This window comes from Zunongwangia pacifica (assembly GCF_023499215.1).
GTDB classification, from domain to species: Bacteria; Bacteroidota; Bacteroidia; order Flavobacteriales; family Flavobacteriaceae; genus Zunongwangia; species Zunongwangia pacifica.
In genome coordinates this window covers 1-17,746 of the sequence record NZ_JAKHSK010000047.1, presented here as the reverse complement: position 1 = coordinate 17,746, position 17,746 = coordinate 1, and the positions used below count along the sequence as shown (strand labels likewise).

The following is a 17,746-nucleotide window of genomic DNA, read 5'->3' as shown; positions in this document are numbered from 1 at the left end:
CTAACTTAAACTGTTTTCTGCACCACTTCAAACACACGCTGGCCGTCACATTTTAGGGTTTTAGAAGGATATTTTAGTAACAACGCATAATCGTGGGTAGCCATTAAAATGGTATTTCCGTTGCGGCTTATTTCCTGTAATACTTCCATCACTTCTACCGAGGTTTGCGGATCCAGGTTTCCGGTAGGCTCATCGGCAAGGATTAGTTCAGGATCATTTAAAAGCGCGCGGGCAATCGCTACACGTTGTTGTTCCCCACCAGAAAGTTGGTAAGGAAACTTAAAACCTTTGGTTTTCATACCCACTTTCTCTAAAACAAGATCGATTTTTTGATCCATATTGTTTTTGTCTTTCCAGCCGGTGGCTTTTAATACAAAAAGCAGGTTGTCTTTTATATTACGATCGGTCAGTAACTTAAAATCCTGAAAAACAATGCCCAGTTTTCTGCGCAAATAAGGAATGTCTTTTTCCTTTAATTTTCTAAGGTTAAAATCGACGATGGTTCCTTCACCTTCGGTTAAAGGAAGATCGCCATAAAGCGTTTTCATAAAACTACTTTTTCCGGTACCGGTTTTTCCTATCAGGTATACAAAATCACCTTTATTTACCGTAACATCAACTTCAGAAAGGATAAGGTTTTCACGCTGATAAATCGCAGCATTTTTAAGTTCTAGAACAACATTGGCCATAAATCAAAATTCTTTTCAGTATAAAACCTTTTCAAGGTTATCGCCCAAGACCTGTGCCTGGATATTTTATAAACAAACTAAAAACTGATGCCGAAATTATACAATTTCAGGCTTAATTTTTAGAAGGTTCTCGCAATACTTCACATTATAAAACTAAGGCTAAATATACAGTTTTAGTACACTGCGCAAGTACTTTTTTTTACATTAACATAATTATAGTGTTTAAATGGCGTTTAGAATTAAAGCATTAAATTATCTTTGATTACCAAACCTAAAAAACTATAAATGACAACCGGCAAACCTTACCTAATTGTTATTTTTCTTTTGGTGGCAAGTATTGGATTTTCTCAGCAATCTGCCATTTATACCAATGATCTTGTAAAATTTAATAAAGCCTTAGAATTGTATAATAACGAACAATATCTGGCGGCCCAAAAACTTTTTGCAGATGTTAAAGAAGAAGCAACAGACGAAAAAATTAAAGGCGATTGCGCATACTATGTAGCCAATGCCGCAGTGAGATTAAACCAACCAGGAGCAGATGAGCTTATGGAGCGTTTTGTTTCGCGATATCCTACCAGTACAAAAACAAATTCTGCTTATCGCGATGTCGCTACTTACTATTTTAATACCGGTAAATATCCACAGGCACGTAAGTGGTACGATATGGTAGATGAGAAAAGTATGAGCCGTGGCGAGTTGGAGAAATATTACTTTAATAAAGGATATGTATATTTTCAGACCAAGGATTTAGACCAGGCGAAAAATTACTTTAACAAAGTGATCGATTCTGAGCAATATGGTGCCCAGGCCAAATATTATATTGGGTATATGGCGTATGAATCTGATGATTACGACCAGGCGAATCAGTATTTTGATGAGGTGAAAGGAGACGAGCGTTATGGCAAGGAGCTTTCGTATTATCAGGCCGATATGAATTTTAAGCTTGGGAATTTTGAAAAAGCCATTCAGCTTGGTAAAGAGCAGTTACCAAAATCTAATGTGATGGAAAAATCACAGCTGAATAAGATTATAGGAGAAAGCTATTTCAATTTAAAACAATACGATCAGGCGATTCCTTATTTAAAAGAATACCAGGGTGTAAGAAGAAAATGGAACAATACCGATTATTACCAGCTTGGATACGCTTATTATAAGCAGGGAGATTATGCAAATGCGATTTCAGAATTCAATAAAATTATTGATGGTAAAAATGCGATTGCTCAAAATGCCTACTATCATTTAGCACAATCGTATTTAGAATCTGGACAAAAACAGCAGGCATTAAATGCGTTTAAAAATGCCAGTGAAATGGATTTTGATGCCAAAATCAAAGAAGATGCGATGCTGAATTACGCTAAACTTGGTTACGAAATTGGGAATAGTTACGAGAGCCCTTCTAAGGTTTTAATTACGTTTTTAGAAACGTATCCAAATTCGGCTAATAAAGCCGAAGCCGAAGAATTATTGATCAATTCTTTTATTACTTCGGGAAATTTTGAAGAAGCGATGAACCTTTTAGAAAGCAATAGAAATTTTGCAGATAAAGTGGCCTATCAAAAAGTAGCGTACTATTACGGACTTCAGCTTTACGAAGAAGGCGATTATTATGAAGCGATCAAGAATTTTGATAAAGCTTTAAAAGAACCCCGCGATCCAAAAATTACCGCAAAAGCAACCTATTGGAAAGCTGAAAGTGAATTCAACGTAAACAGAATTGACGATGCGATTATAGGGTACAAAGAATTTGGCGGAATGACCGCTGCTGCCGGCACCGATGAAAAGACCGATCTGGATTATAATATTGGATACGCGTATTTTAAGAAAAACGAGTACGACCGTGCGATCGAATATTTTAAAAGATACGCTGAAAATAGTCAACATGACGGAGCTAAAAGAAATGATGCTTATTTAAGGTTAGGTGATAGTTATTTTGTAAACAGCCAGTATTGGCCGGCAATGGAATCGTATAATGCAGCTATTGCAAACGGAGTTGGCAATGCCGATTATGCGGCTTTCCAAAAAGCGATAAGTTATGGTTTTGTAGATCGAAACGAACGTAAAATCGAAGATCTTTCAGGTTTCAATAGTAAATATCCACGATCTGCTTTTCGTGATGATGCACTTTACGAATTAGGAAATACCTATGTGGCGACCAATAACACCTCGCAGGCCATTTCAACCTACGATCGTTTAATTAGAGAAGTGCCAGGAAGTGCTTTGGTGCCTAAAGCGATGTTGAGACAGGGCTTAATTTATTATAATTCCAATCAGGGAGAAAAAGCGCTTAGCAAGTTTAAAAAAGTAGTAAGTGATTACCCAAATACACCTGAAGCGATGGAAGCGGTTTCTACCGCTCGTAATGTGTATGTAGACTTAGGTAGAACAGATGAATATGCGGGTTGGGTTAAAAATATTGATTTTGTAGAGGTTAGTGATGCCGATTTAGATAACACCACTTACGAAGCTGCCGAAAATCAATACTTAGCGAATAATACAACGCAGGCAAAATCGAATTTTGAGAAATATCTAAAAAGCTTCCCTAACGGAATCCATGCCATTAACGCGAATTTCTATTTAGCGCAATTGCAATATCGTGATGGCGATAAACAAGCCTCGGTGCCGCATTATAAATATGTTATCGCAAAGCCGAATAATGAATTTACCGAGCAGGCACTGGCACGACTTTCCCAGATTTACCTTGAAAAGTCACAATATCAGGAAGCAGTACCATTGTTACAGCGTTTAGAGCAGGTAGCCGGTGATACTCAAAATAAGATTTACGCGCAGTCTAACCTGATGAAATCTTACGACGAGATGAACCAGCCGGGACAGGCAGCAGCTTATGCCGATAAAGTTTTGGCGAATCCGGAAGCCGATAAACAGGCAAGAACAGATGCGCAATTAATTGTTGCACGATCTGCCATAAAATCGGGGAACGAAGCCAAAGCAAAAGCAGCTTATGCTGAAGTTCAAAAAACCGCAACTGGTGAATTAGCTGCAGAGGCATTGTATTATGATGCTTATTTTAAAAATAAGAGCAATAATTATGAAGCTTCTAATGCAGCGGTGCAGGTTTTAGCGAAAGACTTTTCAGGATATAAAAAATGGGGAGCCAAAGGATTGGTGCTTATGGCAAAAAACTTTTATCAACTTGGGGATGCGTACCAGGCCACTTATGTTTTGGATAATGTAATTAAGAATTTTGGTAAATATCCAGAGGTGGTTCAGGAAGCACAACAAGAGCTTTCCAGAATAAAAGCCGAAGAAGCAAAAACCAATTCTTCCGTACAAACCGGAAATAATTAAATCCTTACGAAAGGAATTTAACCTAACAACAATTTAAGAAATTATATATGAAATTTGTTTCAATAAAAAGGAGCTTGTTTTTATGTCTGTTTTTAGTAAGTGGTTTTGCTTTTGCGCAAGATCCAATAGACAGTGAAACAGTAACGGTGGTAAAACCCTATTCGCCATCGGTTAGGGAAGCTTCTAAAATAAAAGCAGTGCCGGGAAAAGCAGATTCGGTAAGCACTACGAAAAAGGCAGTAAAATATACTATTTTCTCGGTTCCGGTAGCCTCAACATTTACTCCCGTAAAAGGTAGGGCAACCAGGGTAGAGCGCGTTCGCCCTCCTAAAGCTTATGATAATTATGCCACTGTAGGCTTGGGGAATTATACCAATGCTCTAGCCGAATTTTATAGCAATGTCGAAGTAAACCGCGATCATGATTTTGGGGTTTATTTGCTCCATAATTCTTCTCAGGGAGGGATAGACGGTGTATTGTTAGACGATAAGTTTTATAATACTTCCCTTAATCTTAACTACGGAAGTAAAGACCGTGATTATTCCTGGAATACCGAGCTTGGAGCGCAACATCAGTTATTTAACTGGTATGGAGTTTCTGAAGCCATCCCAATGACCGATACTGAAATTCTTAATACAATAGATTCAAAGCAAAACTATTATTCGGTATTTGCCGGTGGAAATATAGAGCTTTATGATTCGTTCTTTAAAACTGCCGATCTTGAAATTAGACAAACCGGTGATGCTTTTGGAACTTCAGAACAAAAAGTAGATCTAAATAGTACGTTAGAATTTAATATTGCAGACGAGCTGATTACTACAGATGTTCAGGCCAATTTTGTAAACGGTTCGATGGATAGAATTTATGCTGAAAATGTAGAAAATAAATACACATTTTTAAATGTGGGAGTGACTCCAAGTTTATTAATTCTAAGAAATAATTTAACCCTTAATATAGGAGCAGCATTTTTCTATGGTCTGGATACAGAAAATAGTGACAGTAACTTCTACTTATATCCAAAGGTTACTGCCAGTTATAAGTTGGCCGGTGATTATTTTACGCCGTACGCAGGTTTAGAAGGTGGTCTTAAACAAAATTCGTATTATAATTTTGTACAGCAAAATCCTTATGTTTCACCAACGGCTATGGTCGCTCCAACAGATAATATGTACAATTTTTATTTAGGGGCTAAGGGGAAGTTAACTAATACTATTTCTTATAATTTTAGAGGAGGCTATAATGCAGAAGATGTAAAACCTCTTTTTGTAAGAAATGCTTACGACCCTAGCATTATGGAAGGTTATGCCTACGGAAATTCTTTTGGTGTAGTGTATGATAATGTAAAAACACTTTCGTTTTTCGCGAATCTTAGTGCAGATGTTAGCGATAATTTTAGATTAGGAATTACAGGAGAATTTTTTGATTATGATACCGATCGCGAACAAGAAGCGTGGAACTTACCAAATTATAATGCCGAGCTAACTGCAGATTATCAAATTACCGAAAAATGGTATACCGGTGCGAATCTATTTTTAGTAGGAGAGCGAGAAGCTATGGCAATTGTAGATAATCGACCGGTAGACGGCGGTATAGATAGAGAACCCATTACTTTAGATAGTTATTTTGATGCGAATGCACATGTAGGATATCGTTTTAATGACCAACTCTCAGTTTTTGTAAAAGGCAGTAACCTTTTTAATAATGATTATCAGCGCTGGAGTGATTTCCAGGTACAGGGCTTACAGGTTTTAGGAGGAGTAACCTATAAATTTGATTATAATTAAGAGACTTTAGATAGTGTAAACAAAAAGGCGATCAGATTATTTGGTCGCCTTTTTGTTTTATTAAACTATAAATATTTTGTTTAATTCCTACAGGCAATTTAAAAACTTCTTAGTTTTGCCTCACAAGATTGATAACAATAAGAAAACATGGGATCACGAAAATTAACAATCTTTGTATGTTAATTTGTATCCAAATTTGTCTATAATCTAATAGAAGTTAATGGCTAAAAAATTTAAACGAATTAACCGGGATCGTCCTTATTTAAATATCCTGGATTTTCTTGTAAAGGAAAGAACCTTCCTGGCAATTATTATGGTAGGTCTTATTGTTGCCGGTATCTCTACCGGTTATGGTAGAGCCGCAATGTGGGTAGGGTTCTTTTTTGCCGCTTATGCAACTGTAGCTAATGATAGTATACAATCTTTAGGAACTTTTATTGAAAGTAACAAAGCTAAAAAATGGTGGATTTTGTGGCTTTTTGTGGGGACAATATTTTTGGTAACTGTCTCTTGGAGTTTTTTTCATTACGACGGCGATGTCACCTATCAACGACTTTTAAATCCTGACGGATCTTCAGATTATCCGCATCCCGAAAAGTTTAGTTTCTTCCAGATTATCGCTCCACTGGTACTGCTAATCCTTACCAGAATGCGAATGCCGGTTTCTACGACTTTCCTTATACTAAGTGTTTTTAGTGCAGATACCTCTGGGATCACTTCAGTAGTTAGCAAAAGTTTATCGGGCTATGTAATGGCTTTTGTGCTGTCTTTTGCAGTATGGTATTTATCTTATAATGCGATTAGAAAATTCTTTAAGAGTAGAAAAGCACATACCGGCTGGATGGCTGTACAATGGATTGTTAGCGGTTCACTTTGGGCGGTTTGGGTAATGCAGGATGGCGCCAACATTGCCGTTTTCTTGCCAAGGCATCAAAGTTTATTTCAGTTTATCATATTTGCGGTAACCATCTTTTTAGGCTTGGGATTATTATTCTATTTACGCGGTGATCGTATTCAGGAAGTAGTCAGTGAGAAATCCCGAATTTCAGATATCCGTGCAGCAACTTTGGTCGATTTAACCTATGTTTTATTGTTAATCTATAAGCTTTTTATAAGTACCGTGCCTATGAGTACCACCTGGGTTTTCCTTGGGGTTATTGGTGGTCGTGAGATTGCGATAAGCCTGGCTCGTAAGAAAAAAGGAAAAAAACATCGCAATAAGGCTTTTAGATTAATTGCCAGGGATTTCACTTATGCCTTTTTAGGTTTAATTATTTCTGTAGCCCTTGCTGCTGCAGCCAATAAAAGTATTCGTGATGCGATTTTTGCAGGAATTACCGGGTAATTTCTAAAAATCACTTCTTAAAACATATAATTTTATACAAATGCACCTTAGCTTAGGTGCATTTTTTATTTTTACAACTTATCCTAAAAAGTGAACTATGCGAAAGATTTTTACAATTTTTATACTATCAGTTATTCTGCTTTCCTGTGAATCTAAGCAGCAGGTAGATTTAATTGTGACCAATGCCAAGGTTTATACGGTGGATGAAGGTTTTTCTATAGCTGAAGCTTTTGCCGTAAAAGACGGTAAATTTGAAGCTATTGGAACCACGTCAGAGATTACCTCGACGTATGAAGCGAAGGAAACACTGGATGCTGATGGTAAAACAGTTTATCCGGGGTTTATCGATGCTCATGCACATTTTTATCGGTTAGGCCTTCAGCAGCAAATGGTAAATTTAGTGGGTACTAAAAGTTACGAAGAAGTTGTATCAAGAATCGTTGAATTTCAGCAAAAAAATAATAAAGCCTTTATCACCGGTGGTGGCTGGGATCAAAACGATTGGGAAAATAAAGAATTTCCTACTAAAGATACTTTAGATCGATTATTTCCGGATACGCCTATTGCTTTAAGCCGAATCGATGGCCATGCTTTGCTTGTTAACCAGGTGGCATTAGATAAAGCAGGGATCACTACACAAACTCCTTTTGAAGGTGGTGATATCGAACAGAAAAACGGAGAGTTAACCGGAATTCTGGTCGACAATCCTATGCAGTTAATTTTTGATGCGCAACCAAAACCCACCGAAGACGAAATGGCTGAAGCCTTGATGACTGCTCAAAAAATGTGTTTTGAGTATGGTTTGACCACTGTTGTAGATGCTGGTATCGATCGTAAAGTGATCGAACTTATGGATAGTTTGCAACAACATCGGGATTTTAAAATGAGAATCTATGCAATGATTAGCAATACCGAAGAAAACCTTAATTATTATCTGGATAAAGAACCGTATAAAACGGAACGCTTAAATGTACGATCGGTAAAATTTTATGGTGATGGTGCTTTAGGTTCACGCGGAGCGGCTTTAAAAGAAGAATATAGTGACCGTCACGGCCATTTTGGGGCACTGCTATCGCCGATAGAAACCTTTAAAGAGGTAGCCAATAAAGTTGCGAAATCAAAATACCAGTTAAATACGCATGCTATCGGTGATTCAGCTAATTATGTGGTATTAAAAACTTACGATTCTTTGCTAAAAAATGATCCTGATCGTAGATGGCGAGTAGAACATGCTCAAATTATCGATGAAGGAGATTTTAAATATTTCAGTAAAAATATCATTCCTTCGGTACAGCCTACACATGCCACAAGCGATATGTACTGGGCAGAAGATCGTTTAGGAGCAGACCGACTTAAAGAAGGAGCCTATGCTTATAAAAAGTTGTTAGATCAGGCAGGATTAGTGGCTTTGGGAACCGATTTTCCGGTAGAGCAGGTGAGCACGTTTTTAACCTTTTATGCTGCGGTGGCCAGAAAGGATACCGAAAATTATCCGGAAGGCGGATTTATGAAAGAGGAAGCCTTAAGTAGAGAAGAAACTTTAAAAGGAATGACTATTTGGGCCGCTTATGCGAACTTTGAAGAAAATGAAAAGGGAAGTATCGAAAAAGGAAAGTTTGCCGATTTTATTATGTTAGATAAGGACATTATGGAAGTAGAAGAAAACGAAATTCCTAGCCTAAAAGTATTGGAAACTTACCTGGGTGGAGAAAAAGTGTTTTAAAAAACAGAAAACAGTATCTTTGCTAAAAATAAAAACTAAAAGATGGATAACGGAATATACGCTAAGTTTCACACCACAAAAGGTGAAATTTTAGTAGCATTAGAATATGAAAAGGCTCCGGGAACAGTAGGGAATTTTGTAGGTCTTGCTGAAGGAAACTTAGAAAATGAGGCGAAGGCACAGGGAACACCTTATTACGACGGATTAAAATTTCACCGCGTAATCCCAGATTTTATGATCCAGGGAGGTGATCCCCAGGGAACTGGATCTGGTGGTCCTGGTTATAAGTTTGATGACGAAATTCATCCAGATCTTAAGCATGATGCCCCGGGTAAATTATCGATGGCAAATGCAGGTCCCGGTACTAACGGAAGTCAGTTTTTTATTACTCACGTAGAGACGCCATGGTTAGACGGTAAGCATACGGTATTTGGAAGCGTGGTTGAAGGACAGGAGGTTGTAGATAGCATCGCCCAGGGTGATAAGATCGAAAAACTAGAGATTATTCGTGAGGGAGAAGAAGCTAAAAATTGGAATGCTGTAGAAACTTTTCGTCAGTTTAATGGTGCGAAAGCCGAGCGTGAAGCTGCTGCCCTAAAGCAACAGGAAGAGCTGTTGGGGAAATTAGCTCAGGGTTTTGAGAAAACTGATAGCGGTTTACGCTATAAAATTGAAAAAGAAGGAGACGGTAAACAAGCCGAAAAAGGGAAAACGGTTTCTGTACACTACAAAGGTCGCTTGGCAGATGGTACTGTTTTTGATTCTTCTTATAAAAGAAATCAGCCTATCGAGTTTCCTGTAGGGGTTGGTCATGTAATTGCCGGTTGGGACGAAGGTATTTTAAAATTAAAAGTTGGTGACCAGGCAAGATTAGTGATCCCTTCGCATCTTGGATATGGTGAGCGTGGTGCCGGTGGAGTTATTCCGCCAAACGCAACTTTGATTTTTGATGTAGAATTGATGGATGTAAAATAATCCGGAATAATCATAAAAAAAGCTGCTCGACCGAGCAGCTTTTTTTATTGACACCGCGCCAAAGGGTTTAATATCCTGTCCCGATAGCAATCGGGATGCCTTGGAATTGAAATTTTGTCTCTATCCAAAGCCTCATGGGCTTGCCCCGGGGTAGTTTACGATTCTTTTTTTAAGAAATTAGTCCAAATTTGGCTGCGGAGTCATCCTTAAATAAGGCTTAACCTCTTTATATCCTTTTGGAAATAGCTCTTTAGCATCCTCGTTAGAAACGGCTGGGCTAATCACCACTTCTTCACCGTGTTTCCAGTTTGCAGGTGTTGCTACTTTGTGATACGCCGTTAGTTGTAAAGAATCGATAACACGAAGGATTTCTTCAAAATTTCTACCGGTACTTGGTGGATAGGTTAATGTTAACTTCACTTTTTTATCAGGACTAATAATGAAAACAGATCTTACCGTCGCTTTGTTATCTTCGTTTGGATGGATCATTCCATAAAGATTGGAAACATTTTTATCCTCATCAGCAATAATTGGATAATTAAGTTTTACTTCCTGAGTTTCCTCAATGTCTTTTACCCAACCTTTGTGCGATTCCAGATCGTCGATACTTAAGGCAATTACTTTAGTATTACGTTTATCAAATTCTGGTTTGTAATTGGCTACAGTTCCTAATTCTGTCGTACAAACCGGAGTGTAATCTGAGGGATGAGAGAATAATATGCCCCAGCTATCGCCAAGGTAATCGTAAAAGTTTATTTTTCCTTCAGTAGTTTCAGCATCAAAATTTGGTGCGGTATCTCCTAATCTTATATTGCTCATAATTCTGATCTTTTTAAATTGAACTCAAAATTAAAGAAAATCAAATCAATTAACCTAGTAAATCGATAGGATAATTTTGATTTAGGAAAAGTTTAACCCTGTATTAGCATTTCAGAAGCAAGCATAGATAGTTTTACAGTACACTTTTATAGCAAAGAATGTTGTCGCAAGCATTTTAAAGAAGATAGGCACAAAATAGATGAATAGATATGTCACGTGAAAAGTATGGCGAAATCAAAACATTTTTAAATCAAAAGAGCATTGTCTTAGGGAAGATGCCTATTTGTATGTTGATATTTTAAATTAATGAATCTTCATGTCTGAGAAAAGTCCAGCAAGGGCGTTCATCTTGGAAATCCCACAACTGCGTTTTTACTATTATAATACTAAAAGGTATTTTTATAGATAACTTTCATATAATCAATAGGAAAATCTTGATTTGTGTCTCAATAGGTTCATTTATATGAAATGCAGGAGCTACCTTATGCAAAGCTTTTTTATGAAATTGTTAATTTGGTAGTTACAGTTTAAAATTCATATAGATGTTAAAAAAAATCTTAAATTAGTATAAAATTAACAAATACCTAAGTTGGTTATTGTTAGTAAAATACATCCCTAATATCCCTTATCCCTAATGGAAAAAATCTCCGATTATAAATACGTGCTTGATGAATCTTCTATAATTGCTATTACAGATCAAAAAGGGATCATTACCTACGCGAATGATAATTTTTGCAAAATATCCAAGTATTCCGCAGAAGAATTAGTGGGAAAAGACCACCGCATTATAAACTCTGGATATCACTCCAGTGACTTTATCAAAAACCTCTGGTCTACCATTGCAAAAGGTAAAGTTTGGAAAGGGGAAATAAAGAATAAGGCCAAAGATGGTACTTACTATTGGGTTGACACTACCATTGTCCCATTTTTAAATAGTGATCGTAAACCCTATCAGTATATCGCTATTCGTTCTGATATCACAGATAGAAAAAGAGGAGAAGAAGAATTGGAAGATTCCTTAAAGGAAGTTTCAGATTACAAATATGCTCTTGATGAATCAGCAATTGTCGCAATTACGAATCAAAAAGGGATTATTACCCATGTAAATGATAATTTTTGTGAAATTTCAAAATATACGAGATCTGAACTTATTGGTCAGGATCACCGTATCATAAACTCTGGATATCATTCTAGTGACTTTATTAAAAACCTTTGGTCTACCATTGCAAAAGGTAACGTATGGAAAGGAGAAATAAAGAATAAGGCCAAAGATGGCACTTATTATTGGGTAGACACTACCATTGTTCCTTTTTTAAATAATGATCACAAACCTTATCAATACCTTGCCATACGTTCTGATATTACAGATCGAAAAAGGGGGGAAGAAGAGTTGAAAGATTCCTTAAAGGAAGTTTCAGATTATAAATATGCTCTTGATGAATCAGCAATTGTCGCAATTACAAATCAAAAAGGGATCATTACCCATGTCAATGATAATTTTTGTAAGATTTCAAAATATACGAGGTCTGAACTTATTGGTCAGGATCACCGCATTATAAACTCTGGATATCATTCCAGTAATTTTATCAAAAACCTTTGGTCTACCATTGCAAAAGGTAACGTATGGAAAGGAGAAATAAAGAATAAGGCCAAAGATGGCACTTATTATTGGGTAGACACTACCATTGTTCCCTTTTTAAATAATGATCGCAAGCCCTATCAATACCTTGCGATACGATCTGATATTACAAGCAGAAAAGAAGGGGAAGAACAGATTAGGGCAAATAATCTAAAAGCAATTGAATACGCGCGTATACTCGAATTAAAAAATACACAGCTCATGGATTTTTGTAATATTATTTCTCACAACCTAAGAGCTCCTTTAGTAAATATAGCGATGTTGGTTGATTTCATAGAACAATCTCAGGAAGATTTTGAGCGTAATGACTTACTCTCAAAAATGAGACCCGTAGTGAGCAATCTAATGGATATTTTTGATGGATTGGTAGACTCTATACAAATAAGACAGGATGTCGAAATAAAACTTGATAAAATACTGGTAGAAAAATGTTTAGGAAGAGTTTTAAAAAGCTTTAATACGCAGATTCAAAAATACGATGCCACTATTGAAGTTGATTTTGAAAAAGTTCCTATTATCTATTTTCCTACCAAATATATGGAAAGTATCTTATCAAATTTGATAAGTAATGCATTGAAATATAAATCACCAAACCGAAAACCTTTAATCAGCATAAAAACAGAACAGAAAAGAATGGGTACAACGCTATTATCAATAAGTGATAATGGAGTAGGTATAGATTTAGAATTGCATAAAGATAACCTTTTTAAAATAGGCAAAACCTTTTATAAGCACCCTAATGCTAAGGGGTTTGGCTTGTTTATGACAAAAACACAGGTTGAAGCAATGGATGCTGAAATCTGGGCAGAAAGTCAACTTGGCAAAGGCACTACCTTTTTCATCGAATTCAAATCCCAATCCCAATCCTAAAACACATAAGATATATGCCGCCCATAAAAATAATTACCCTAATTGATGATGATCAGGTTTATGTTTTTTTAACGAAGAAAATGATCGAGAAAACCAATCTTGTAAAAGAAGTCCGGGTTTACGAAAATGGCTTAGATGCTATAAATTTTATAAAAGAAAACATGGGTAATTTAGATGAATTACCAGAAATCATTCTTTTAGACCTTAGCATGCCAATAATGGACGGTTGGCAGTTTCTTAAGGAGTTCGTAAAAATTAACCCTTGTATTGGAAAAAAGATCACCATTTATATACACTCTTCTTCCACTTCACTAGCCGATATTAAACGCGCAAAAGAGATTGAAGAGGTTTCAGATTACATCGTCAAACCGGTTAGTAAAAGCAGCTTAATAGAATTGATTAAAAATTTTATAAATCCCGACGATCCCCTTAAATTATCTAAGGAATAATTCGATAATAGAGATTAAGTGCTCCAAGGCTTGTCTGGATATTTAATTAGTATAAACCAAATTAAACCTGTTTCCATTTAATATTACAACCAATGCTTGGTTTTTGGTCTTCAGAAACTTTTTCTCCGGCAAGAATAGCGTCCATGGCCTCTCTTAGATCTTTTCCGGTAACCGGTTTTTCATTTCCGGGACGGGAATCATCTAACTGGCCACGGTATGCAAGTTCTAAATTTTCATCGAAAAGAAAGAAATCTGGGGTGCAGGCAGCATCATAAGCTTTTGCTACACTTTGATCTTCGTCGTATAAATAAGGGAACGTATAGCCTACAGTCTGTGCCGTTTTCTTCATTAATTCGGGACGGTCATCGGGATAGTTTTCTACATCGTTGCTGGAAATGGCAACGATCCCAAATCCTTTGCCCTGATATTCTTCGCCTATTTTAGTAATTTCAGAATTTACATGTTTAACAAAAGGACAGTGGTTGCAAATAAACATTATTAGGGTGCCTTTAGGTCCTTTTAGTGCTTCTAAATCGAATGTATTGTCTGTTACCGTATCGTATAATTCAAACTCTGGAGCTTTAGTTCCCAAAGCCAACATATTTGATGGTGTACGTGCCATAATTTTTTACTATAAATTTACAAAATTGTAATCTAGAATATTTAAATTTCCCTAGAAATACAAATGCTATGGAAATAAGTTGGAAAGACTTTGAAAAAGTCGAAATGCGGGTAGGAACGATCATCGAGGTAAATGAGTTCCCTGAAGCCAGAAAGCCCGCTTATAAATTAAAGATTGATTTTGGAAAACATATAGGTTTTAGAAAAACATCTGCACAAATCACCAAAAATTATAATCCTAAAAACCTGTTGGGAAAACAGATCATCGCCGTTATTAATTTCCCAGATAAGCAAATCGCTAATTTTATGAGCGAATGTCTGGTAATGGGGGCCGTAGGGGAACATAATGATATCACGCTTATCGAACCCGGTTTAGCGGTAGAAAACGGATTGAAAATCGGTTAAGATCTTTCAGAAATAACAATACCCAGGATTCGGTAATTTTGAAGTGATTTTTTCACTTCAAAATTACCGATCTTTTTTCTCCTGGTCTTCCAATAGTTTTCTTATATCTTTTTTATTTCCGTAGATTACCATAATATCTCCTTTATAAAGCTTCGTTTCTGCAGAAGCGACACCTTTAATATTAGTGATTTTTTTTGCGCATCCCAGGTCGTTTTTACCTTCAGTCACTTTCATTGTGGTTAAAATGATAAGATCGTAATCTTCCCTGAAGCGTATTTCTTTTAATGTTTTATTATCGTATTCATTAGGCACCTGAATTTCAACAATACTATAATCATCGTTAAGCTCAAAGCTATCGACCACCCCACGCATATTCAGCTTTTTAGCCCAACGCTCGGCTGTTTCTTCTTCAGGGTGAATAATTTCATCTACACCCATGGCTTCCAGCACCATTTCCTGTAGTCCCTGCTGTGCACGACTAATAAGACGCTTAACATTTAGTTTTTTCATTAGGGCTGTGGCCATAACGTTGGCACCCTGATTTTCTCCAATAGCAACTACTACAACATCGGTATCCCTTAAAGGCAGGTTAGAAACCGCCGCAGACTCTGTTGCGTCTAGATTAATGGCATGGGTAATTTTGTCTTTAATAGCCTCGATACGATCCATACGAAGATCTACACCAATAACTTCATTGTTCAGTGCAGTTAACTTTTGCGCTAAAGAAGAGCCAAAGTTTCCCAATCCAATAATGATATATTTCATAATTCTACTAGTTAATTAAAACTTCCTCGGTAGGAAATTTATAATTTAAATGTTTTACATCAGCCAAAAATGCCGCCATTAGCGTAAGCATGCTTACTCTACCTGCAAACATGGTGATGATGATTACAACTTTTGATGCCCCTGAAAAACTTGCTGTAATCCCTAAGCTTAATCCCACGGTGCTATAGGCAGAAATACACTCGAAGGCAACATCCAGCAGATGCATCTCGGGATCAAAATAAGAGATCATTAAAATAGATAATCCTACAAAAAGTATTGACAGGGTCATGATCGAAAAAGCTCTTCGTAAGGAGTTGTTTGCGATTTCCCGGTTATAAACTTCTACCCGATCTTTACCCTTGGCCAGGCTTAAAAAGTTAAGCGTAGCTATCGCTATGGTACTGGTTTTAATACCACCACCTGTAGATCCCGGCGAAGCTCCAATCCACATTAAGAACATAATGACCATGATGGTAGAGAAATTTAAGGCACCCATGTCGACCGAGTTAAAACCGGCTGTTCTTGGGGTAGACGAACCAAAGAATGAAGCTGCCAGTTTCCCTAGGAAACTATAGTCTTTTAAGGTGTTTTTATATTCAAAGAACATAAAGAAAATAGTACCGCCCACAAGTAAAACCGCCGTAGTGATTAATACAATTCTCGAATTTAAATTTAATACCCATGGCATGTGGACCGGCTGGTCTGGTCTTTTAAGTCGTAAAAAGTTCTTTTTAATAAAATACTTGCCGAATTTATAAATGTTCAGAACGATGGGGAATCCTAATCCCCCAAGAATAAAAAGCACCGATAAAATGATGTGCAGCGGAAAATTAAAACGATATTCGGGTTGATATAAACTATACTCTAAAGTAGAAAATCCAGCATTACAAAATCCTGAAATGGTATGAAAAACCGAAAAGAAAATACGGTCACCAACGGTTTCAAATAATTTAGGATCTAAGCTTATATAGATTAAAAGCGCGCCTATAAATTCGAATACAAAAGTGATGAATAGAATCTTTTTTAATGCTGAAAAAACTTCACCAAGCGTTTCAGAATCGGTGACGTTTTTCATCATTAGCTGATTTTCATAAGAGGTGCTTCCGCGGAAAAAATAACTGAAATAACTCGCAAAAGTCATGATTCCCAATCCTCCTAACTGAATTAAAACTAAAATAATACTTTGCCCGAAGGTTGTAAAATAACTACCGGTATCGACCACAATAAGTCCTGTGACACAAACCGCACTGGTAGAGGTGAATACGGCATCTAAAAACGTGATCCCATCGTGCGTGGCCTTAGGGAGCATAAGACACAACGCTCCTAATAAAATAAGGATTAGAAAACTGATAATGAATAATTGCGCCGGATTAATAATTTTCCTATCGATCTTTAGTTCGAACCTGGATAATTCCCGGATAAAATAAATGATGATGGCCAGATAGATCCAGCCCATTTTATTAAAAAATTCAAAGATCAATATATTCTCTCTAATCACGTTGATCTGAGCCAGGGCTAAAAGACCAAATAAGGAGAAAATAATCGTATCAAAAACTCTTACTTTTTTTGGAAAACGCTCATTAGCGATAAAATAACGTAAGGCAATAGAAGGAATTCCAACAATAAGGGTAATAAAATAAAAGGTCCTTATCTCGATTTCAACAAATTTCTCGTGAGAAAACCCTAAATCAAAAATTATGGCAATTACGGCAAAGAAACTTAGCCAAAAAGAAAACCTTCTTAGGTACTTTAAAATTTTATATTTACTCATACACTACTGAAATTGTAGTAAAATTAAGTTCAGTTTGTTGTAGATCGAAGTACGCCACACTTTAAAATTTAGCGCAAGATAAATAGAAAACCAGAGACTTAAAGAAAGATTATTTTAAATAAAACACAAAATTTACTCGATAATCGATAAGCAGTCGCTGTTGGGTTTCAAGTTTAAAAGTTAAAGGTTTAAAGCGGTGTTTTCCTATCTTCATTTTCACCTCAACACATTTTCAAATTATCTTACTTTCAGTTGAACGAGATCTCTCCACTTCGCCTGCCTGCCGGCGAGGCAGGGTCGAGATGACGAAGCACGGTTTTTTTTGCTTTTTCTTCTTCTATTGAAATCTAATCGTTATTTCTCTTAAATCTATCCTCCCCAGACATAGCATGGCGTTATCGTGCTGGTTCTTGTTTCTTGTTTCCAGAATCCAGCTCTGTTTTCAGTATACAGTTTGGAGCCATGAACATCCCTAATTAGTGTTGACCGTTTTTAAATTTACATTTCATTATTAAAAATAGTGATTGATTGATTCTGAAAAGTACTTTTCAGAATCAATTTCTTTTCATAGGCTATCGGACT

The 17,746-nt window shown here is 36.5% G+C and carries 13 protein-coding genes; 8 read left to right on the top strand and 5 right to left on the bottom strand.

Annotation, left to right across the window (positions count from 1 at the left end):
- Positions 1-5: 5 nt before the first annotated feature.
- Entirely contained in the window at positions 6-689 is a 684-nt protein-coding gene (locus tag L1967_RS20230) for a cell division ATP-binding protein FtsE (RefSeq protein ID WP_249603321.1), read from the bottom strand.
- A gap of 285 nt (positions 690-974) precedes the next feature.
- On the opposite strand from L1967_RS20230, the gene L1967_RS20225 reads away from it, so the two are divergent.
- The 5 genes from L1967_RS20225 (at position 975) to L1967_RS20205 (ending at position 9,825) form a co-directional block, all read left to right on the top strand.
- A complete protein-coding gene (locus L1967_RS20225) occupies positions 975-3,998 on the top strand; it encodes a tetratricopeptide repeat protein (RefSeq protein WP_249603320.1) in 3,024 nt (1,007 codons plus the stop codon).
- Positions 3,999-4,045: 47 nt separating this feature from the next.
- Entirely contained in the window at positions 4,046-5,782 is a 1,737-nt protein-coding gene (locus tag L1967_RS20220) for a TonB-dependent receptor (protein ID WP_249603319.1), read from the top strand.
- A 220-nt stretch (positions 5,783-6,002) separates the two neighbouring features.
- Positions 6,003-7,127: a hypothetical protein gene (locus L1967_RS20215; protein WP_249603318.1), complete on the top strand. Its 1,125-nt coding sequence runs from the start codon at positions 6,003-6,005 to the stop codon at positions 7,125-7,127.
- 97 nt (positions 7,128-7,224) lie between these two features.
- A complete protein-coding gene (locus tag L1967_RS20210) occupies positions 7,225-8,850 on the top strand; it encodes an amidohydrolase (protein WP_249603317.1) in 1,626 nt (541 codons plus the stop codon).
- Between the two features lie 42 nt (positions 8,851-8,892).
- Positions 8,893-9,825 carry a peptidylprolyl isomerase gene (locus L1967_RS20205; protein WP_249603316.1) on the top strand — a complete coding sequence of 311 codons (933 nt, stop codon included), beginning with the start codon at positions 8,893-8,895 and terminating at the stop codon, positions 9,823-9,825.
- A gap of 177 nt (positions 9,826-10,002) precedes the next feature.
- Here the strand turns inward: L1967_RS20205 and L1967_RS20200 are convergent, their stop codons facing one another.
- On the bottom strand, positions 10,003-10,644 hold the full coding sequence (locus L1967_RS20200) for a peroxiredoxin (RefSeq protein ID WP_249603315.1): 642 nt from the start codon (positions 10,642-10,644) through the stop codon (positions 10,003-10,005).
- Between the two features lie 634 nt (positions 10,645-11,278).
- Here L1967_RS20200 and L1967_RS20195 point away from each other — a divergent pair.
- Positions 11,279-13,153, top strand: coding sequence for a PAS domain-containing protein (locus tag L1967_RS20195; protein WP_249603314.1), 1,875 nt, complete (start codon positions 11,279-11,281; stop codon positions 13,151-13,153).
- A 14-nt stretch (positions 13,154-13,167) separates the two neighbouring features.
- Entirely contained in the window at positions 13,168-13,602 is a 435-nt protein-coding gene (locus tag L1967_RS20190; protein ID WP_249603313.1) for a response regulator, read from the top strand.
- Positions 13,603-13,663: 61 nt separating this feature from the next.
- Here L1967_RS20190 and L1967_RS20185 read toward each other — a convergent pair whose 3' ends face one another.
- Positions 13,664-14,224, bottom strand: coding sequence for a thioredoxin family protein (locus L1967_RS20185; protein ID WP_249603312.1), 561 nt, complete (start codon positions 14,222-14,224; stop codon positions 13,664-13,666).
- A gap of 68 nt (positions 14,225-14,292) precedes the next feature.
- On the opposite strand from L1967_RS20185, the gene L1967_RS20180 reads away from it, so the two are divergent.
- On the top strand, positions 14,293-14,628 hold the full coding sequence (locus tag L1967_RS20180; RefSeq protein WP_249603311.1) for a tRNA-binding protein: 336 nt from the start codon (positions 14,293-14,295) through the stop codon (positions 14,626-14,628).
- Positions 14,629-14,691: 63 nt separating this feature from the next.
- On the opposite strand, the gene L1967_RS20175 is transcribed toward L1967_RS20180, so the two are convergent.
- A complete protein-coding gene (locus L1967_RS20175; protein WP_249603310.1) occupies positions 14,692-15,393 on the bottom strand; it encodes a potassium channel family protein in 702 nt (233 codons plus the stop codon).
- 7 nt (positions 15,394-15,400) lie between these two features.
- Positions 15,401-17,164 carry a TrkH family potassium uptake protein gene (locus L1967_RS20170; RefSeq protein WP_249603309.1) on the bottom strand — a complete coding sequence of 588 codons (1,764 nt, stop codon included), beginning with the start codon at positions 17,162-17,164 and terminating at the stop codon, positions 15,401-15,403.
- Positions 17,165-17,746 lie beyond the last annotated feature (582 nt).